Source organism: Mesorhizobium sp. M0037, from assembly GCF_040323635.1.
GTDB lineage: Bacteria > Pseudomonadota > Alphaproteobacteria > Rhizobiales > Rhizobiaceae > Mesorhizobium.
In genome coordinates, this window is record NZ_JAMYVB010000003.1 from 65,684 (window position 1) to 85,662 (window position 19,979).

16 protein-coding genes are annotated in these 19,979 nt (G+C 64.3%); 10 read left to right on the top strand and 6 right to left on the bottom strand.

The genetic code is table 11. From position 1 onward, the window contains the following. The first annotated feature begins 3 nt into the window (after window positions 1-3). From ccmE to NKJ78_RS07255, 3 genes are read left to right on the top strand one after another with little or no spacing between them, the layout of a single operon-like run. Window positions 4-447: a cytochrome c maturation protein CcmE gene (gene ccmE, locus NKJ78_RS07245; RefSeq protein ID WP_023705431.1), complete on the top strand. Its 444-nt coding sequence runs from the start codon at window positions 4-6 to the stop codon at window positions 445-447. Further along, window positions 447-2,438, top strand: coding sequence for a heme lyase CcmF/NrfE family subunit (locus NKJ78_RS07250; RefSeq protein WP_023738550.1), 1,992 nt, complete (start codon window positions 447-449; stop codon window positions 2,436-2,438). Before ccmE ends, NKJ78_RS07250 begins: the two co-directional genes overlap by 1 nt. After that, window positions 2,435-2,899 (top strand): cytochrome c-type biogenesis protein, encoded by a 465-nt coding sequence (locus NKJ78_RS07255; RefSeq protein ID WP_023670181.1) that lies wholly within the window; start codon window positions 2,435-2,437, stop codon window positions 2,897-2,899. The genes NKJ78_RS07250 and NKJ78_RS07255 overlap by 4 nt, the downstream gene beginning before the upstream one ends. Here NKJ78_RS07255 and NKJ78_RS07260 read toward each other — a convergent pair. Further along, a complete protein-coding gene (locus NKJ78_RS07260) occupies window positions 2,896-3,204 on the bottom strand; it encodes a type II toxin-antitoxin system RelE/ParE family toxin (RefSeq protein WP_352459666.1) in 309 nt (102 codons plus the stop codon). The genes NKJ78_RS07255 and NKJ78_RS07260 overlap by 4 nt on opposite strands. Continuing rightward, window positions 3,201-3,470: a CopG family ribbon-helix-helix protein gene (locus tag NKJ78_RS07265; RefSeq protein ID WP_023684527.1), complete on the bottom strand. Its 270-nt coding sequence runs from the start codon at window positions 3,468-3,470 to the stop codon at window positions 3,201-3,203. The genes NKJ78_RS07260 and NKJ78_RS07265 overlap by 4 nt, the downstream gene beginning before the upstream one ends. A gap of 191 nt (window positions 3,471-3,661) precedes the next feature. Between NKJ78_RS07265 and NKJ78_RS07270 the strand changes: the two genes are divergently transcribed. The 5 genes from NKJ78_RS07270 (at window position 3,662) to NKJ78_RS07290 (ending at window position 11,232) form a co-directional block, all read left to right on the top strand. Further along, on the top strand, window positions 3,662-5,215 hold the full coding sequence (locus tag NKJ78_RS07270) for a Do family serine endopeptidase (protein ID WP_023702184.1): 1,554 nt from the start codon (window positions 3,662-3,664) through the stop codon (window positions 5,213-5,215). A 254-nt stretch (window positions 5,216-5,469) separates the two neighbouring features. Beyond that, a complete protein-coding gene (locus NKJ78_RS07275) occupies window positions 5,470-6,144 on the top strand; it encodes a response regulator transcription factor (RefSeq protein ID WP_023670185.1) in 675 nt (224 codons plus the stop codon). Between the two features lie 107 nt (window positions 6,145-6,251). Further along, on the top strand, window positions 6,252-7,727 hold the full coding sequence (locus NKJ78_RS07280; RefSeq protein WP_352459665.1) for a sensor histidine kinase: 1,476 nt from the start codon (window positions 6,252-6,254) through the stop codon (window positions 7,725-7,727). 11 nt (window positions 7,728-7,738) lie between these two features. Further along, window positions 7,739-10,693: a bifunctional [glutamine synthetase] adenylyltransferase/[glutamine synthetase]-adenylyl-L-tyrosine phosphorylase gene (locus NKJ78_RS07285; protein ID WP_023738553.1), complete on the top strand. Its 2,955-nt coding sequence runs from the start codon at window positions 7,739-7,741 to the stop codon at window positions 10,691-10,693. A 65-nt stretch (window positions 10,694-10,758) separates the two neighbouring features. Beyond that, on the top strand, window positions 10,759-11,232 hold the full coding sequence (locus tag NKJ78_RS07290; RefSeq protein WP_023705425.1) for an EF-hand domain-containing protein: 474 nt from the start codon (window positions 10,759-10,761) through the stop codon (window positions 11,230-11,232). 103 nt (window positions 11,233-11,335) lie between these two features. On the opposite strand, the gene NKJ78_RS07295 is transcribed toward NKJ78_RS07290, so the two are convergent. Continuing rightward, on the bottom strand, window positions 11,336-13,657 hold the full coding sequence (locus NKJ78_RS07295) for a PAS domain-containing sensor histidine kinase (protein WP_023670189.1): 2,322 nt from the start codon (window positions 13,655-13,657) through the stop codon (window positions 11,336-11,338). Between the two features lie 308 nt (window positions 13,658-13,965). Further along, window positions 13,966-16,605: an aminopeptidase N gene (gene pepN, locus NKJ78_RS07300; RefSeq protein ID WP_023738554.1), complete on the bottom strand. Its 2,640-nt coding sequence runs from the start codon at window positions 16,603-16,605 to the stop codon at window positions 13,966-13,968. A gap of 37 nt (window positions 16,606-16,642) precedes the next feature. Between pepN and NKJ78_RS07305 the strand changes: the two genes are divergently transcribed. Together NKJ78_RS07305 and NKJ78_RS07310 are read left to right on the top strand one after the other, a co-directional pair. Further along, window positions 16,643-16,855 carry a hypothetical protein gene (locus NKJ78_RS07305; RefSeq protein ID WP_352459664.1) on the top strand — a complete coding sequence of 71 codons (213 nt, stop codon included), beginning with the start codon at window positions 16,643-16,645 and terminating at the stop codon, window positions 16,853-16,855. Between the two features lie 170 nt (window positions 16,856-17,025). Next, on the top strand, window positions 17,026-17,928 hold the full coding sequence (locus NKJ78_RS07310; protein ID WP_023698591.1) for a DMT family transporter: 903 nt from the start codon (window positions 17,026-17,028) through the stop codon (window positions 17,926-17,928). 19 nt (window positions 17,929-17,947) lie between these two features. Here NKJ78_RS07310 and NKJ78_RS07315 read toward each other — a convergent pair whose 3' ends face one another. Continuing rightward, complete coding sequence (locus NKJ78_RS07315) at window positions 17,948-18,760, bottom strand: helix-turn-helix domain-containing protein (RefSeq protein WP_352459663.1); 813 nt, start codon at window positions 18,758-18,760, stop codon at window positions 17,948-17,950. A gap of 233 nt (window positions 18,761-18,993) precedes the next feature. After that, the gene (locus tag NKJ78_RS07320) at window positions 18,994-19,872 is read right to left on the bottom strand and encodes a uracil-DNA glycosylase (protein WP_352459662.1); all 879 of its coding nucleotides are present in this window, start codon (window positions 19,870-19,872) and stop codon (window positions 18,994-18,996) included. Window positions 19,873-19,979 lie beyond the last annotated feature (107 nt).

Sequence of the window (19,979 nt, forward strand, 5' to 3'; positions counted from 1 at the left end):
GACATGACGCGCAAGCAGAAGCGATTGTCGGTGATTGTCGGAGGTCTTGCCTTCCTCGGCGCCGCCACCGGGCTGACCTTCTATGCGTTGGGCCAGAAGGCCTCCTATTTCTATATGCCCGCCGATCTGACCACCGCCAGCTTGCAGCCGGGACAGCGCATCAGGCTCGGCGGCCTCGTCGAAAAGGGCACAGTCGTGCGCGGGCAGGGCGCGACGGTTGCGTTCTCGGTCACCGACGCGCACAAATCGGTCAAGGTCAGCTATACCGGCATCCTGCCCGATCTGTTCCGCGAGGAGCAGGGCGTCATCACCGAAGGCAGCTTTGGCGCCGACGGCGTTTTCGTCGCCGACAGCGTGCTGGCCAAGCATGACGAGCGCTACATGCCCAAGGAAGTCGCTGACGGGCTGAAGGCCAAGGGCGTGTGGCAAGAGAGCAAGAGCCAGTAATGGTTGAGACCGGACACTTCGCGCTCGTCCTCGCCTTTGTGCTGTCGCTGGTGCAGACGCTGGTGCCGCTGATCGGCGCCCGTACCGGCAACCAGAGGCTGATGGCTGTCGGCGGTCCCGTCACGGTCACAGGCTTCGCGCTCACGGCGCTATCGTTCGCAGCACTCGCCGGCGCCTATGCAAGTTCCGATTTCTCGGTGGCGAGCGTGTGGGAAAACTCGCATTCGCTGCAGCCGCTGATCTACAAGATCACCGGAACCTGGGGCAATCACGAAGGCTCGATGCTGCTCTGGGTGCTGATCCTGACCTTCTTCGGTGCGCTGGTCGCTGTCTTCGGCTCCAACCTTCCGGCGACGCTGCGCGCCAATGTGCTGGCCGTGCAGGGGGCTATCGGCGCCACCTTCTTCCTGTTCATCCTGGCGACATCCAATCCGTTCACCCGGCTCAATCCGGCGCCGATCGAGGGCCGCGATCTCAACCCGGTCCTGCAGGATCTTGGCCTCGCCATCCATCCGCCGCTGCTCTATCTCGGCTATGTCGGGTTCTCTATCTGCTTTTCCTTCTCGGTCGCCGCCCTCATCGAAGGCCGCATCGATGCCTCCTGGGCGCGCTGGGTGCGGCCGTGGACGCTGGTCGCCTGGATGTTCCTCACCGGCGGCATCGCGATGGGCTCCTACTGGGCCTATTACGAGCTCGGCTGGGGCGGCTTCTGGTTCTGGGATCCGGTCGAAAACGCCTCCTTTATGCCGTGGCTGGCCGGCACGGCTCTTCTGCATTCGGCGATCGTCATGGAGAAGCGTTCGGCGCTCAAGATCTGGACGCTGCTGCTTGCCATCCTCACCTTCTCGCTGTCGCTGCTCGGCACCTTCCTGGTGCGCTCCGGCGTGCTGACCTCGGTGCATGCTTTCGCCACCGATCCGACCCGCGGCATCTTCATCCTGTGCATTTTGACGCTGTTCATCGGCGGCTCGCTGGCCCTGTTTGCGCTGCGCGCCTCGCGGCTGACGGCCGGCGGCCTGTTCCACCCGATCTCGCGCGAAGGCGCGCTTGTCCTCAACAATCTGTTCCTGACCACGGCCACCGCCACCGTGCTGGTCGGCACGCTCTATCCGCTCGCGGTCGAGGCGCTTTCGGCCGGCAAGATCTCGGTCGGCGCCCCCTTCTTCAACCTGACATTCGGCCCGCTGATGGTGCCGCTGCTGGTCGTGGTTCCGTTCGGGCCGCTGCTAGCCTGGAAGCGCGGCGACCTCTATGCCGTCGCTCAGCGCCTGATGGCGGCTTTCGGCGCCGCTCTCCTGGCGATGCTGGTCACGGGGCTGTTCATCGACGGCGCGTCGGTGTTCGCCGCCCTTGGTGTCGGCCTCGCCTGCTGGCTGGTCTGCGGCGCGCTCACCGACCTCGCCGTCAAGTCCGGCTTTGGCAATGTGTCGCCCGCCATCATGCTGCGCCGTTTCGCCGGCCTGCCGCGTTCGGTGTTCGGCACTGCACTTGCCCATCTCGGCCTCGGGCTGACGACGCTCGGCATTGTCGGCACGCTGTGCTTCGGCACCGAAAGGATACTGTCGATGCATGCCGGCGAGAGCGTCGAACTCTCCGGCCACACGCTGCGTTTCGACGGCCTCTTCCCGGCGCAGGGTCCGAATTACAGCGAGCAGCGCGGCCGCTTTTCCGTGATCGGCGCCGGTGGCGGCGTTTCAGCCGAGATCACCTCGGCCAAGCGCTTCTTTCCGGTGCGGCAGACGACGACGACCGAATCTGGGATCGAGACGATCGGCTTCAGCCAACTCTATCTGTCGCTGGGCGATGAGGGCACCGATGGGTCGGTCGTGGTGCGCCTGTGGTGGAAGCCGCTGGTGACGCTGATCTGGGGCGGAGCTCTGGTGATGATGGCGGGAGCCGCAATGTCGCTGCTCGACCGTCGCCTGCGGGTTGGCGCACCCTCGCGCCGCCGCAAGCAGGCAGCCTCCATGCCGTCGGCAGGCGCGCCGTGAGCACCAGGTTCTCGTTGGCCTCGCTCACCCTGCTTCTGGCGCTGCTGTTTGCCGGCGCGGCGCAAGCGGTGAAACCGGACGAGGTTCTCACCGATCCGGCGCTCGAGGCGAGGGCGCGGCTACTGTCGGAAGGCCTGCGCTGCATGGTCTGCCAGAACCAGTCCATCGACGAATCCGATGCAGACCTCGCCCGCGACCTGCGCATCCTGGTGCGCCAGCGCCTGGTTGCCGGCGATACCGACCAGCAGGTGATGGACTATATCGTGTCGCGCTACGGCGAGTTCGTGCTGTTGAAGCCGCGCTTCAGCCCGCGCAACGCCTTGCTTTGGGGCACGCCGGTGCTTCTGCTTCTAGTCGGCGGCATTTTCATTGTGCTGACCACACGCTCCCGCCGCTCGTTGGCAACCAAGGCGCTGAGCGCCGAGGAACAGGCGGCGCTGGACAAGATGCTGAGCGACTAGCTCGGCCATTCCTCCAAAGGCCAGTCCCGCGACGTGTGGATGGCGCGCAGGATAACAATGCTCTGACGGCCGGCGATCAGGCGCAATTCATAGGCAGTGATGTAGGGCAGGCGGCCGATGGGCTTCTCATAAGTGCCTGTTACCCGGCCAGGTCGGCCCGTCGCCATATCACCAAGGCCCCGGCCCATTTCACGGATACGGTCCGCGAGGCGTCGGGCGGCGGCAGGATTGTCCTGAGCGACAAAGGCAACTTGCTGCGTGACATCGTCCAGCGCTTCTCGCGACCAGGTGACGAACCGCTTCACGCCTTGCCTGCGCGCCTGGCTTTCGCTGCTTCGATCACCGCGTCGAGCTCCGCCATGGCGTCGTCGTGGGGCACGACACGGCCAGCCTCTGCGTCGGCCATGCCACGTTTTATGCCTTCGATGATATCCAGCTCGCGATCGACATAGGCTGAGACCGCCTCGGCGGCGAGGAACGATTTACTACGCCTGGTATCGGTAGCGATCTGCTCCAGCTTCAGCTTGGTCTCGGACGAGACTCGAATGGTCATGGTGGTGCTTGCTGTCATTGTGAAAGCCTTGTGCTGAGTTGTGTACACCATAGGGCAGCAGGCGAGCGCAACCAAGCGATTTGTGCGACCGCCCAACATTACAAAACTTTCATGCACCGGAAATGGCGCCGTAATGTGCGCCTCTCTATTTCTCTTGTCCGAGGATGCTCTGCCTGAGCCGCATCCAGTGAAAAGAGGATATGAGACCCATGACTATCGCCCCCAACCCATATTCCCGCACCCGCAAGCGCCTGTTGGCCGCCGCCGCTTCGCTGGCCATTGCCGGCGGCATCGGTTTCGGCGCCGTTGCCACTGGTACAGCTCCCGTTCTGGCCGACGCCGTGCGGGTCGAAGCGCCCCAGGTGCCGGGCTTTGCCGATGTCGTCGAGCGCGTTTCGCCGGCCGTGGTCAGCGTCAAGGTCAAGGCCAAGATCGAGCCTGCCGCCGATGACGGCTCCGACCAGTCCGACGATCCGGACGGCATGAACAACCTGCCCGACAATCCGCAGCTGCGCCAGTTCTTCAAGCAATTCCGCGGCTTTGGTGATCAGAACGGCCATGACGGCGGCAATCGTCGCTTCAGCCACCGCGACCATAACAACGACCAGCCGCGTCCGGTGGCGCAGGGTTCTGGCTTCTTCATCTCCGATGACGGCTATCTCGTTACCAACAACCATGTCGTCGAGGAAGGCTCCGCCTTCACAGTGGTGATGAATGACGGCAAGGAGCTTGACGCCAAGCTGATCGGCACCGATCCGCGCACCGATCTGGCGGTGCTCAAGGTCGATGGCGTCGGCAAGTTCACCTATGTCGATTTCGCCGACGATTCCAAGGTTCGCGTCGGCGACTGGGTGGTGGCCGTCGGCAATCCGTTCGGCCTCGGCGGCACCGTCACCGCCGGCATCGTCTCGGCCCGTGGCCGTGATATCGGCGCCGGTCCCTATGATGACTTCATCCAGATAGACGCTTCGGTCAACCGCGGCAATTCGGGCGGCCCGACCTTCAACCTCAACGGCCAGGTCGTCGGCATCAACACCGCGATCTTCTCGCCGTCGGGCGGAAGCGTCGGCATCGCCTTCGACATTCCGGCCTCGACCGCCAAGCAGGTGGTGCAGGATCTGATGAAGAGCGGCTCGGTGCAGCGTGGCTGGCTCGGCGTCGAAATCCAGCCGGTTACATCGGACATCGCCGAATCGCTGGGCCTGAAGTCGCAGAACGGGGCTCTGGTTTCGGGCGCCCAGGACGGTGGCCCCGGCAAGAAGGCCGGCATCACCGCCGGTGACGTGATCACCCAGGTCGAAGGCAAGGACGTCGCATCGCCGAAGGAACTGGCTCGTCTGATCGGCGCCTACCCACCCGGCAAGTCGGTCGACGTCACGGTGTGGCGCGACGGCAAGAGCCAGACCATCAAGGTCGATCTCGGCACGTTGCCATCCACTGACAAGCAGGCCTCGGCCGACCCGCAGCAGCCCGCGGCACCGGCAAAGCCCGCCGCGCTGGCCGATCTCGGCCTCACCGTCACCAAGTCGGAAAACGGCAAGGGCCTGGTGGTGACCGATGTCGATCCCGACAGCGATGCCGCCGACCGCGGCATCCAGCCCGGCGATGTCATCACCTCGGTCAACTCGACGGAGGTGAACGGCACCGACGACGTCGCCAAGGCGATGGCCGATGCGGTCAAGTCCGGCCGCAAGGCGGTGCTGATGCAGATCACCCGCGACGATTCAAACCGCTTCGTCGCGCTGCCAGTCGCCAAAGGCTGACATCACACAGTTTCCAGTGCGGCGGTTTCAACACCCCCGAGCCGCCGCACGGGAAGCAAGGGGCCGATCGCGTTAGTCAGTCATCGTGTTCTGCCCCCGGCGGCAGCGGGCCCCCATCGCCCGCTGCCGCTCTAACAGCGAAGCATGTCGCCCAAAAGTGCACTGCGGTTTTGGCAAAACGACATGCTTGAACGAAAGCTTTTGCGCTCATGGCGGCCCCTCAATCTTCCGGCGAAATCGCGTATAACGGCTCTATGAAGATTCTCGTCATAGAAGACGATCGCGAGGCGGCCGACTATATGCAGAAGGCCTTTGCCGAGGCTGGGCACACCGCCCATGTCGCCGGCGACGGCGAAACCGGCTTTGCGCTGGCCGATGCCGGCGACTATGACGTGATGGTCGTCGATCGCATGATGCCACGCCGCGACGGGCTCTCCGTCATTGCCGGCCTGCGCTCGCGCGGCAACACCACGCCGGTGCTGATCCTGTCGGCGCTGGGCGAAGTCGATGACCGCGTCACCGGTCTGCGCGCCGGCGGGGACGACTATCTGACCAAGCCCTATGCCTTTTCCGAATTGCTCGCCCGCGTCGAGGTGCTGAACCGCCGCGCCAGCGCCAGGGAGGCCGAAACCGTCTACCGGGTCGGCGATCTCGAGCTTGACCGGCTGTCCCATTCGGTCAAGCGCGCGGCGCGCGAGATCACGCTGCAGCCGCGCGAATTCCGCCTGCTCGAATATCTGATGCGCCATGCCGGCCAGGTGGTGACGCGCACCATGCTGCTCGAAAATGTCTGGGACTATCATTTCGATCCGCAGACCAACGTCATCGACGTTCACGTCTCGCGCCTGCGTGGCAAGATCGAGAAGGGTTTCGACAAGCCGATCCTGCATACGGTTCGCGGCGCCGGCTATATGCTGAAGAGCGGCTAGAGCATGATCCCAAAAAGTAGGTACCGGTTTTTGGAGAAGATCATGCTCCAACAAAGGGGTAGGTCATGATGAGATTTCAGCCAAATCTCATCATGAGCTAGAACTCGATGGCCCTTTCCCTGCCGGCCATCATGAGGACGACGGCGGCGCGGCTTTCAGCGCTTTATTTCCTGCTTTTCGCGCTATGTGCCGTGTTGCTGGTCTTCTACATGACGTCGTTGTCGGCCCGCATGCTGACCGGCCAGACCCAGCAGACCATCAATGACGAGGTGCTCGGCCTCGCCCGTGCCTATCAGAGCGGCGGCCTGCCGCGGCTGGTGCGCGTCGTCGAGCAGCGCTCGCGCCAGCCCGGCGCCAACCTCTATCTCATTGCCGACGTCAACGGCCAGATCCTCACCGGAAACGTGCAGAGCCTGGCGCCGGGGGTGCTCGAGACCGATGGCTGGACGACCGAACCCTTCTCCTATCGCCGTTTCGGCGAAGGTGAGCTCGAACGGCAGCGCAACCAGGCTTCTGACCCGAACGGCGCGCAGCCCGGCGAGACCGAAATTCAGTCCGAGGGCGAGAAGGGCCACAACGCCATCGCGCTGGTGCTGCGGCTGCCCAACCAGATGATCATGCTGGTCGGCCGCGATCTCGGCGAGCCCGAGCGCTTCCGCGCCGTCGTCCGCCGCGCCCTGATGCTGGCGCTGGGCATGATGGGCCTGGGCGGGCTGCTGATCTGGTTCCTTGTCGGCCGCGCCGCGCTGAAGCGCATCGACAGCGTCTCGGAGGCAAGCCGCCGCATCTTGGGCGGCGATCTCACGGGACGGCTGCCGGTGACCGGCGCTGGCGATGAGTTCGACCGCCTGTCGGAAAACCTCAACACCATGCTGGCCAGGATAGCGACGCTCAACGAAGGGCTGAAGCAGGTCTCCGACAACATCGCCCATGATTTGAAGACGCCGCTGACCAGACTGCGCAACCGCGCTGAGGCGACACTTTCGGGCAAGCACAAGACCACCGACTACCGGCAGGCGCTGGAAGGCACCATGGCCGAATCCGACCAGCTGATAAAAACCTTCAACGCCATCCTGATGATCTCCAGGCTGGAGGCCGGCTATTCCTCGGAGAGCACCAGCAAGGTCGATCTCGCCGCCGCGGTGCATGACGTTGTCGAGCTTTATGAGCCGGTGGCGGAGGAGGCTGGCGTGGTGCTCGAAACTGCCGCGGACGGGAATTTTTCCGTCAATGGCAACCGCGAGCTGATCGGCCAGGCGCTGTCGAACATCGTCGACAACGCCATCAAATACTCGACCGATGCGACGGAAAAGCCTGCTGTGCGCGTAGCCCTGCAGCGCGTCGGTCACGAAATCCGCCTTTCTGTTGCCGACAACGGCCATGGCATCCCTGATGACGCCGACCGCGCCAGGGCGACCGAGCGCTTCGTGCGGCTGGAAAAGAGCCGCTCGCAGCCGGGATCCGGTCTTGGCCTCAGCCTCGCCAAGGCGATCATGACTTTTCACAATGGCCGGCTTGAACTTCTGCCTGCCAATCCCGGATTGTCCGTTATCATGAGCTTCCCGGCGCGGGAGGACCATTGATGGCGGTGAGGATGGCTGCGAAACGGATCGAGACCGAATGGCGCCTGCAACTGGCGGCGCAGCTCGCGCCGCTGGATGAGACCCGCGCCCGGCGTGAACTGTCGGAGATCGCTGGCGATGCCAAGGACGAGAACCTGCCGCGGCTGGCGAAATTCCTAGGGGGCAAGGGCGCGGCCCAGGAGTTTCTCGCTGCCGTCTTCGATCTCTCGCCTTTCCTCCGCGATGTCGCGCGCCGCCGGCCGCAAATCCTCGACGCGCTGTTCGATGGCAGTGTCGAGGCTCGGCTGCTCACCATCGCCGAAGCGATCGGCAAGGCCGCCTTTTCCGAGACCGTTTCCGAATCCAGCCTGATGATGGAACTCAGGCAGTGGAAGGGTGAAGCTCACTTTCTGATCGCACTTGCAGACCTCTCCGGCGAGGCCGATGCCGCGCTGACGGTAAGGCGCCTCAGCAATCTCGCCGATGCCTGCACCTGTGCGGCGGTCGACTTCCTGCTGCGCGAGGCGCACAGCCAAGGCAAGCTCAAATTGCCCGATCCCGAAAATCCGTCACGGCAATCCGGCTGGATCGTGCTCGGCATGGGCAAGCTTGGCGCGCATGAACTGAATTTCTCCTCCGACATCGACCTCGTCGTCTTCTTCGATCCGGATGCGCCGGCAATCGTCGATCCGCTCGACGCCACAGAGCTGTTTGCGCGCCTGACCCGCAGGCTGGTCCGCATCCTGCAGGACCGCACCGGGCACGGCTATGTCTTCCGCACCGATTTGAGGCTTCGTCCCGATCCAGGCTCGACGCCGCTGGCGATCCCGGTCGAGGCAGCACTTCGCTACTATGAGGCGCGCGGCCAGAACTGGGAGCGCGCCGCCATGATCAAGGCGCGTCCCGTGGCCGGCGATCTCGATGCCGGGGATGCGTTCCTGCGGGAATTGCAGCCCTATGTCTGGCGCAAATACATGGACTATGCGGCGATCGCCGACGTTCATTCGATCAAGCGCCAGATCCATGCCCACAAGGGTCATGGCGAGATCGCGGTCAAAGGACACAACGTCAAGCTCGGCCGCGGCGGCATTCGCGAAATCGAGTTCTTCGTCCAGACCCAGCAACTGATCGCCGGCGGCCGTTTTCCGGAGCTGCGCGGCCGCGAGACGGTGCCGATGCTGGGTGCGCTGGCGGCGCGCAACTGGATCACCGCCGATGCACGCGACGCGCTCACGCAGCAATATTGGTTTCTGCGCGGCGTGGAACACGCCATCCAGATGGTCGCCGACGAGCAGACGCATATTCTGCCCGACGATGATGAAGGGCTGGAACGCATCGCCCATATGCTGGGCTTTGCCGATGCCGCCAGATTTGCCGAAACCTTTCGCGCGGCTTTGCATGAGGTCGAGCGCCATTACGCCGCGCTGTTCGAGACTGCGCCTGAATTGTCGGCCGGCGTCGGCAATCTGGTCTTCACCGGCGATGTCGACGATCCCGACACGCTGCAGACCTTGCATGGCCTTGGCTTCCAGCGGCCAAGCGACATCTGCCGCGTCATTCGGGGCTGGCATTTCGGCCGCTATCGCGCCACCCAGTCGGCGGAAGCGCGCGAGCGGCTGACCGAACTGACGCCGGCGCTGCTCAAAGCCTTCGGCCAGACGCGCCGGGCCGACGAGGCGCTGGTTCGCTTCGATGAACTCCTCGCCGGCCTGCCCGCCGGCATCCAGCTGTTTTCGCTGCTGCAGTCGAATCCCGCTCTGCTGAAGCTTATGGCGACGATCATGGGCGCCGCGCCTCGGCTGGCGGCAATCATCACAAGGCGCCCGCATGTCTTCGACGGTCTGCTCGACCCGGCGCTGCTCACCGAACTGCCCAACCGCGCCTATCTCTCAGCGCGGTTGGCCGCTTTCATCGATGGCGACAGGCCCTACGAGGATGTGCTTGACCGGCTGCGCATCTTTGCCTCCGAGCAGAAATTCCTGATCGGTGTCAGGCTGCTCGCCGGCTCGATCGACCCGGCGCGCGCCGGCCGCGCCTTTTCCGATCTCGCCGACCTCACCATCGACGCCGCATTGCAGGCGGTGACCACCGAATTCGCGCTGCGCCACGGCGGTATCGCCGGCGGCACGGTTTCGCTGCTCGGCATGGGTAAGCTCGGCAGCCGCGAATTGACGGCGGGTTCGGACGTCGACCTTATCCTGCTTTACGATCACGACCCGGATGCCGACGAGTCCGACGGCGACAAGCCGCTCGCACCGTCGCACTACTACACCAGGATGACGCAGCGGCTGATCGCGGCTGTCTCGGCGCCGACCGCCGAGGGCGTTCTCTACGAACTCGACCTGCGCTTGCGGCCATCCGGCAACAAGGGGCCGGTGGCGACCCATATCGACGCCTTCAAGAAATACCAGCGCCAGGAGGCCTGGACCTGGGAGCACATGGCGCTGGCCCGGGGGCGCGCCATCGGCGGCGACGCGGCCCTTTGCGCCGAGGTCGAGGCCGAGGTGGCGGCACTTCTGGCCTTGCCGCGCGACGCCGCCAAGGTGAGGGCGGAGGCATCCGAGATGCGCGCGCTGATCGAGAAGGAAAAATCGCCGCGCGACATCTGGGACATCAAGCTGATCCCGGGCGGCCTCATCGACCTCGAATTCATCGCGCAGGTGGCCGTCATCACCGGCCAGGTCGACGCCGGCCGCAGGGTGACCGCGACCGGCGAAATCCTGGCGCATCTGTCGCCGGATTTCGCCGTGGCTGACGTCAGGCAGCAGCTTTGCGAAGCCTACCAACTCTATCTGGCGCTAACCCAGATGACGCGGCTTTGCCTCACCGGCGCATTCGAACGCGATGACGTTCCGCCGGGATTGTCGGATCTGCTTCTGGCGGTGACTGACCTGCCGGATTTCGGTGTGCTGGAAGCACATCTCAAGGAAACGTCGCGAAAGGCCAGAAAGGATTTCGACCTTTTGCTTCGTACGAAACGGTTGTGAGGGCGTGAAGCGCTGGCGGCTGTTTCGGATCGCATCGGGGGTGACGATGCAACAGGAGAATACCCATGAGAAAGACAACCGGACTTGCCCTTGCCTTCGTCGCGCTTGCCGGCGCCGTTGGCACCACCGCCTATGCCGAGAACAATGCCAGCGCCAGAATGCGCGAGGGCGCGATGATGCGCCTCGACAAGGCGATGAAGGATTCCAACGGCACCATCAGCTTCGACCAGTTTTCCGACGCCATGAACGCGCGGCTGAAGAAGCTGGTCGCCGACAATGGCGGCAAGCTGACCGTTGCCCAGCTCGCCGACGCGCTGGAAAAGGCGCGGTTCGAGGAAATGGCAAAGCGTATCGTCGCCCGCTACGACACCAAGGGCGACGGCACGCTGACCACGGACGACATCACCGGGCGCGAGAAAAAGGTGTTCGCGATGCTCGACCGCAACAATGACGGCAAGATCGAGCGCAACGAACTACCGAAGAACGGCCGCATGGGCCGCCACCACCAATGGGACGGCGGCGACGACAGCATGGAGTGAGTGGCGATATGTCTCCGGCGGCGAAAGCCGCCGGAGCCCTTACATGACCGCGGCTACTCAGTCCTTGAACGCGGCGGAGAGCACCGCTCGCATTGGCGGGCCGTCAGGCCGCCGCCTTCACCGCCGGTTGCGCCTTCTTCACCGGGATGCGCACCGACACGATCGTGCCGACGCCTTCGGTCGAGCGGATTTTCAGCGCTCCTCCTTGCAACTCGGCCAGCGAGCGCGAGATGGCAAGGCCGAGGCCGGAACCGGCGTGGTTCTTCGAAAACTGGTTCTGCACCTGTTCGAAGGGGCGGCCAAGCTTGCTCAGTGCCTCCTTCGGAATGCCGCAGCCATTGTCCTCGATGGTCAGCACCAGCGCGCCTGACGTGTTGCGGGCGCGCACCGAGATATGGCCGCCCTGGCCGGTGAACTTCACCGCATTCGACAGCAGATTGATGGCGATCTGCTTGATCGCCCGGCGGTCGGCGAACAGCGTCATCGTATCGGCGATGCGGGTTTCGACCGTGATCGATTTCTCCGCCGCCTGCAGCGAGATCACCCGCACCGTCTCGCGGATCAGCGGGCAGAGATCGATTTCCTCGCGGTCCACCGAGAATTGGCCGGCTTCGATCTTCGACATATCGAGTATGTCGTTGATGACGCCGAGCAGATATTTGCCGCTGCCGTTGATGTCGTTGGCATATTCCTCGTAGCGCGGCGAACCGAGCGGCCCGAACAGGCCTTGTTCCATCAGTTCGGAGAACCCGATGATGGCGTTGAGCGGCGTGCGCAGCTCGTGCGACATGTTGGCTAGGAATTCGGATTTGGCCCGATTGGCGGCCTCGGCGCGCTCGGTTTCCTTCATATATTCGCGGTTGAGCTCGACCAGTTCCTTGGCGCGCTCTTCCTCGGCCCGGCGGGCGAGGCTGAGGTCGTGGATGGTCGCCATCAGCCGGCGCTCGCTGTCGACCAGCTTTTCCTGGTGCAGCTTGATCTGGGTGATGTCGGAGCCGACGGAGACCGTGCCGCCGTCCCGGGTCCTCAGTTCGTTGACCTGCAGCCAGCGGCCGTCGGAGAGCTGCCGCTCGAAGGTTGCGCCCCCTTGCGGCCCGTTGGTGTTGGCCAGCCGCCGTTCAGAGGCGAAGGCAAGCATGCGCTCTTCAAGCACGGCGCGCGCAGCGCCCGGCATGACGTCGCGGTCCGACAGGCCGTTGTCCTTCTGGTATTTGGAATTGCACATGATCAGGCGCTGGGCGGCATCCCACAGCACGAAGGATTCGTTGATGTTTTCGATCGCGGTCCGCAGGCGAAGGTCGGCCGCCTCCGAGCGCAGCGCCAGATGCCGCTGCTCGGTGACGTCGACGGCAATGCCGATCAGCTGGATCTCAGGCGCTTCCGGGTCGATCACCTGGGCCCTGGCGCGCATCCACACCCACTGGCCGTCGGCGTGACGCATCCGGAACACCTGGTCGATATGGTCGATCTCGCGCTCGACGATTTTGTTGGCCAGCTCGAACAGGTCGCCGTCCTCGGGGTGGATGATGTCGTCGACCTCGCCGAACGACAGCATCGAGTTGCAGGGCTCGTAGCCCAGCATGTCGTACATCGAGCGCGACCAGTACATCTTGCCGCGCACCATGTCCCAGTCCCACAGGCCGCAGCGACCGCGAACCAGCGCCATGTCGATGCGCTGATGGGCTTCGAGATAGATGCGGTCGGCTGTCTGGGCGCGCGATGCCTGGCCGAAATAGGCGTAGAGGATGATGATCAGCACGCCGGCTGTCAGCACAAACAGCGTGACGTTGAGCGAGACGGTCTTGCGCCAGTTGTCGAACACCGCTTCCTGCGGCACCAGCACGGCGGCGGCGTTCTTGCGGTCCCGGGTCAGGCTCACCGCCGCGTACCAGTCCTGGCCGCCGATGCTGACATCCATGACCCCGGCGCGGTCGCCGAACATGAACAGCGGCTGGCCGTCCAGCACCAGGCTGTCCAGCGATCGCCCTTGCCAGCCGGTCGACAGCGGCGACACGGCAATGATCTTGAAGGCGCTGTCGGTGATCACAAGCACATGGCTTCTGCCCATGGCGCCCTGGCGGCTCGTGCTTTCCAGAAGATCAATTGCACCGCTGGATGCCGCGGTCGGGTCGGCCGAGATTGCGTTCGCCATCTGGCCGGCGGCGAGACCTAGCACCGCCTTGCCGTCGCGCTCGGCCTCGTCGCGCTCGTTCATCAGCGACAGCACGCGCAGTGCGGCGATGACGATCAGGAAGATGATGATGAGAGCCGGTATCGAACGGCGCAGAAGGGGTTCGGCAGCCAGGAGCCGCCGGTAGGCTGGTTCAGCGATGAGCCGCGTATTGCCGGCGAGGCCGTCGCCTCGCGCCTTGCGCCGCTCAAAAGCCGTCCCTTCGGGCGCGCCCCACGCGTCCGCCTTGGCCATAAATGGCACTCCCCGAATTTCCGTACGCTTGACGATCCGGCAACACCGCACATCCGAATCGTCTGTAAAGAATCAAAGGTGATTCGCCTTGTCCAGAGGCGCGGCCGAAAAACATTAAAAATTGATTGAAATAACGCTGAAATCCCTCCCCTTGAGGGGAGGGTGGCCCGAAGGGCCGGGTGGGGTCCTCGGCGAAGCGCTCGACTCTCTCAATCACGGTCGAAGTTGGTCGAGGTCGCGCACTGCCGCAACGACCCCACCCGTCCATCCGCCTTCGGCGGCTGTCCACCGTCCCCTCGGGGGAGGGATCAGGCCAGCGTTCGCTCCACAATGTCCCGCAAATCCGCCGACAGGTTCTCGGCACCGGCGATGGCCAGCAGCGCTTCCCTGGCCTTGGCTTGCCTGCCCGGCTCCAGCGAGCGCCACGAGCGCAGCGCTGTCGCCAGCCTGGCCGCCACTTGCGGATTGCGTTTTTCAACCTCGAGTACGGTCTGGGTAAAAAACCGGTAGCCTTCGCCATCGGCGCGGTGGAAGCCGGTCTGGTTGGCGCTGGCGAATGTGCCGACCAGCGAGCGCACCCGGTTCGGATTGGCCATCGAGAAAGCTGCGTGACCAGTCAGCTCGCGTACCGTGTCGACTGTCCGGCGTCCCGGCACGCTGGCCTGGATCTGGAACCATTTGTCCATGACCAGCGGATCGGCGCCATAACGCGCCTCGAAATCGGCCAGCGCCTTGATCGCCTCCGGCGAACCGTCATGGCGGTGCGCAAGGACGGTCAGCGCTGCGGCGCGGTCGGTCATGTTGGTCGCGGTTTCGAAATGCCGGGCGGCGAGCGCAGCACCTTTCGGCAGCAGCGAGAGGTAGTCGAGCAGGATGTTGCGCAGCGCGCGGCGTCCCGCACTTGCCGCGTCGGGGCTGAACGGCCCGTCGCCGGCGAGGCGGCCGTATAGGTCGGTGAACGTTTGCTGATTGGCGCGCGCGATTGCCAGCGCCAACGCCTCGCGAGCGGCAAAGATGGCGTCGGGATCGATGTTCGTGCCGATGTCGCGGGCAATGTCGGCCTCGCCCGGAAGTGACAGCGCCAGCGCCCGGTAGGCAGGTTCCAGGGTCTCGTCGCCGGCGATCTTGCCGGCAAGTCCGGTCAGCCTGGCGGTGAAAGCCGGCTTCGCGCCGCCGAGGATCTGGCGGAAGGCCGCTATCAGCGCATCGGTGAGCAGCGTGTTGAACGCCTGCCAGCGCGCGAAGGCATCGCTGTCATGGCCGGCGAGGAAGAACTGGTCGTCGGCCTTCTGCTCGACCGAAAGTGTGATCGGCGCCGAAAAGCCGCGATTGAGCGACACCGCCGGCCGCTCGGCGACGCCTGAGAAGCGCACCATATGTCGGCGCTTGCGGATATGGATGACACCGTCTTCGACGGTGGCGCCTTCGACGGCGCCATAGGCGACCGGTTCGCCGCCGGCGCCGACCAAGCCGAAGGCGAGCGGAATGTGCATCAGGCGCTTGCGGCTCTCCGACGGTGTCGGCGGCACCGACTGCTCGATCTCGAGGGTAAACTCGCGCGTCGCCGGATTGTGCGTCGAACTGACGGTCAGGTTCGGGGTGCCCGCCTGGTGATACCAGAGCGCGAACTGAGACAGGTCGCGCCCGGAGGCGTCCTCGAACACCTTCAGGAAGTCCTCGATCGTCGCGGCCTCGCCATCATGGCGCTCGAAATAGAGGTCCATGCCGGCGCGGAAAGCCTCGGCCCCGAGAATCGTGCGGATCATGCGCACGACTTCCGAGCCTTTTTCGTAGACCGTCGCCGTGTAGAAATTGTTGATCTCGCGGTAGCGGCGCGGCCGTACCGGATGCGCCAGCGGTCCCTGGTCCTCGGGGAACTGGTGCGCCCTGAGCGTGCGCACTTCGGCGATGCGCTTGACCGCGCGCGAGCGCTGGTCGGCGGAGAATTCATGGTCGCGAAAGACCGTCAGCCCTTCCTTAAGGCAGAGCTGGAACCAGTCGCGGCAGGTGATCCTGTTGCCGGTCCAGTTGTGGAAATACTCATGCGCGATGATCGCCTCGATATTGGCGAAATCGGCATCGGTGGCGGTTTCCCGGTCGGCCAGCACATACTTGTCGTTGAAGATATTGAGTCCCTTGTTCTCCATGGCCCCCATGTTGAAGTCGGAAACGGCGACGATGTTGAAGACGTCGAGGTCGTATTCGCGGCCGAAGGCCTGCTCGTCCCATTGCATCGAGCGCTTCAGCGCGTCCATGGCGTAGCCGGCAAGCCCCTCCTTGCCTGGCTCGACATAGATGCCGAGTTCGACCTCGCGCCCGGACATTGTGACGAAACTTTCCGCAACCTTGCCGAGATTGCCGGCCACGAGCGCAAACAGATAGGACGGCTTGGGGAAGGGGTCGTCCCAGACTGCAAAGTGCCAGCCGTCGGCAAGCGCGCCGCTTTCGACCGGATTGCCGTTGGAAAGCAACAGCGGCGCTTCGTCCAGCCTCGCCTCGATACGCACGGTATAGACCGACAGGATGTCGGGGCGGTCGAGGAAATAGGTGATGCGGCGAAAGCCCTCGGCCTCGCATTGCGTGCAATAGACATTGCTGGAGCGGTAGAGGCCCATCAGCGCCTCATTGCTGGCCGGCGCGATCTCGGTCTCGAGCAGCAGCTGGAAACGGGGCGGCGGCCTCAAAATGGTCAGCTGGTCCGGCGTGGCGAGATACTCGGCCGGGGCAAGCTCGCGACCGTCGATGGCAATGCGCTTGAGCACCAGGCCGTCGCCGTCCAGCACCAGCGACGTCGAGGCGGCGGCGCCATCGCGGCGTTCGATCGTCAGCACTGCGGTGACACGCGTTGCGTCTGGCGAAAGGCGGAAGGTGAGGCCGGTTTGCGGGATGGAAAAGTCGTTGGGGCGGTAGTCTTCGAGCTTGAAGACCTGGCCGGTATCGGTTCGCATTCCCTTGGGTTTCCCTGTCGCTATCGGAGCCGCTGACGTGTCCTGGCCCATTAAATCTAAAGTTGCGCGCTCTTTACACGAAACGGTCACTCGACAAAACTACGCCAATGCCTATTTCGGGGCGTTCCCCTTCCGCCATTATCGTGAGGCCTTGATGACCGTCGTCACATCGAAGTTCGGCATGGGCGCCTGTGTACCGCGTCGTTCGACGCGCATCTCAGCGGAGATCCGGGAAGCAACAAAACAGTGAAAGCCGGGCCTGGAGACGAAGCGGGCGGGAAACTGTCCGATCATCCCGGCGCGCATCGGCCCAAAAATCAATGTCGATTTTTGGAAAGCACGATGCGCAGATTCAAAGTGTCAGAGCGTCCTTTGCGCGTCGAAGACGACGCGCGGCGCTCTAATGTTCTCACCGGGATCATGCTCAAGGTCATGTCGGTGGCGGTCTTTGTCGGCATGCAAACCTGCATCAAGGCCGCCGGCACTTTGCCGGCCGGCCAGATCGTCTTCTTCCGCTCCTTCTTCGCCATCTTCCCGATCATCGTCTTCCTGGCCTTCACGAGAAAACTGGGCACGGCGTTCGCCACCAAACGCCCGCTGAACCACATTGCGCGCGGTGTCGTCGGCGTTTGCGCCATGGGGCTCGGCTTCTTTGCGCTGACCCGGCTGCCGCTGCCTGAGGCGATCACGCTGAACTATGCCCAGCCTTTGCTGGTGGTGGTGTTCTCCTCGCTATTCCTCGGCGAAGCCATTCGCGTCTATCGCTGGAGCGCGGTTGCGGTCGGTCTGGTCGGCGTGCTGATCATCTCCTGGCCGGAGCTGACGCTGCTCACGTCGGGCGTCGCGCTCGGCGACCAGGAGGTGCTGGGCGTCATCGCTGCTCTTGTTTCTGCAGCAATCTCCGCCAATGCCATCCTGCTCGTGCGCAATCTTGTCCAGACTGAACGAACAGCGACCATCGTGTTGTGGTTCTCGGCGACGGCGAGTGTCATGGCGCTGCTTACGCTGCCCTTCGGCTGGCAGGCGCTGACGCCGCTGCAGGCCGGTCTGCTGGTCGCAGCGGGGTTCTGTGGCGGGCTGGCGCAGATTTTGATGACGGCGGCGTACCGCCATGCCGAAGCTTCGGTGGTGGCGCCGTTCGAATACACCTCGATGATCCTCGGCGTGGTCGTCGGCTATTTCGCCTTTGGCGATATCGCCACCATCAACACGCTCGTCGGCGGTGTGATCGTCGTTGCCGCCGGCATGTTCATCATCTGGCGCGAGCGCCAACTCGGCCTGGAACGCACCCGAACGCGCAAGGCAGCGCCACCACAGGGGTGAGGAGGTCCGCGGGGTTGGCTCAGTTAGCTTCCGCACGTTCCTTCGCCAGCCGCACCAGCACCGCTCGCGTCTGCTCGTCGGCCGGGAAGAAAGACTCGATCGCCAGTTCCGACAGCGTCACGTCAAGCGGCGTGCCGAAGACGGTGATGGTGCTGATGAAGGACAGCACCTGGTCGCCATGCGCCAGCCGCAGCGGATGGACGATGCCGTTGGGCTCGACCGGCACCGGCCGCGCACCCTTGAGCCCGGACGGATAGGTTCGCAATTCGCGCTCCAGCTCGACCAGGACGGGATCGCCGGCGGCATCGTTCTGGTGTTTCAGCCGCTCCAGCAGATGCGCCCGCCATTCCGCGAGATTGACGATGCGCGGTGCGATGCCGTTCGGGTGCAGGCTGAGGCGCAGCACATTGACCGGCGGCTGGAGCAGCGACGGCTCGGCAACATCGGCCAGAAACGGGCCGATGGCGGCATTGGCGGAAATCAGGTTCCAGTACCGGTCGACGGCGAGGGCGGGGAACGGCTCATGCCCTTTGAGCACGCTCTCGACCGCGGCAAGCGCCGGCGCCAGCGTCGTATCTGTGAGTGGCCGCTCGCTGAAGCTCGGGGCAAAGCCGGCAGCCAGCAACAGCTGATTACGCTGCCGCAGCGGAATCTCAAGCTGCTCGGCCAGATGCAGCACCATCTCGCGCGATGGCGCGGCGCGGCCGCTTTCGACGAAGGAGAGATGACGCTGGGAAATCTCAGCCTCCATTGCGAGATCAAGCTGGCTCATGCGCCGGCGCGTGCGCCATTCGCGGATCAGGCTGCCGGCGGAGGTTTGGGCTGTTGTCATCGGGCAGGATTAAGGCGGCGGGAGAGGGATTTCAATTACGTCGGAGGTTATAGCGGAGGCCGAGGCGAAATCTTCTCCCCCTTTGAGGGGGAGATGGCCGGCAGGCCAGAAGGGGTTCGACGGGATGCGACCTTCTTACGGAAATGGAAGTTGGCGCTCCACGCGCAACGACCCCACAGTCGCCTTCCGCGACATCTCCCCCTCCAAGGGCCCTCAAGGGGGAGATCAGCTAGCTAGCCCACCTCTCGCAACTTCGCTTTCACCTCGAGAAAATCCCGCCACGCCAGTTTCTTGTGCGCCGGCGTCCGCAAGAGATAGGCCGGGTGCAACGTCGGCATGGCCGGAATGGCAGTGCCCGACACCGTCGTGTGCACCTGCCAATTGCCGCGCAGGCGCAGGATGCCCTCGGTAGTGTTGAGCAGGGTTTTGGCCGAAGGGCCGCCGAGATTGACCAGCACCTTCGGCTTGACCAGCTCTATCTGCCGCTCGATGAAGGGACGGCAGATTTCGGTCTCGTGCGGCGTCGGCGTGCGGTTGCCGGGCGGCCGCCAGGGAATGACGTTGGCGATATAGACCGAAGTCCGGTCAAGCCCGATCGCCGCCAGCATGCGGTCGAGCAGCCGGCCCGAGCGGCCGACGAAGGGCAGGCCCTCAATATCCTCGTCGCGGCCGGGCGCCTCGCCGACCAACATCACCGAACCTTCCGGATTGCCGTCGGCAAAGACCAGGTTCTTGGCGGTGAATTTGAGGTTGCAGCCATCGAACGACGCCATGTGCTGGCGCAGTTCGTCGAGCGTCGAGGCACTTGCCGCCATTTGCCGGGCCAGGGCCGCCTGTGCCTCGTCGGGCACCGTCGCCATGGCCGGAACGGAACGCGCCGGCGCGTCCGGCACCCGGCTTGCGTCCAGCCCGGGGCTGGCGGCGGCTTGTTCCGGGAACTTGTTTTCGCGAGGCGGCGCGGCAGGCGCCGTTGTGCGCTCGGGGCGCTTCGGTGCTGCCCCGGCAAACCGGTTCACCGGCGCGTCCTCCAACGCTTCGTCGACACCGGCAGAGGCGTAGAAGGCGAGCAACTCGGCCAGGTCGGATCGGTTGTTGGGGGAGGCGGCAGTCATACCGGGCACATTCGTCCGCCGAGAGACGATTTGCAAGGTTGGGCGGTTAGTAATCTCCCCCTCAAGGAGGGAGATTACGCGCTCGTCGGCTTTCGCCAATCACGAAG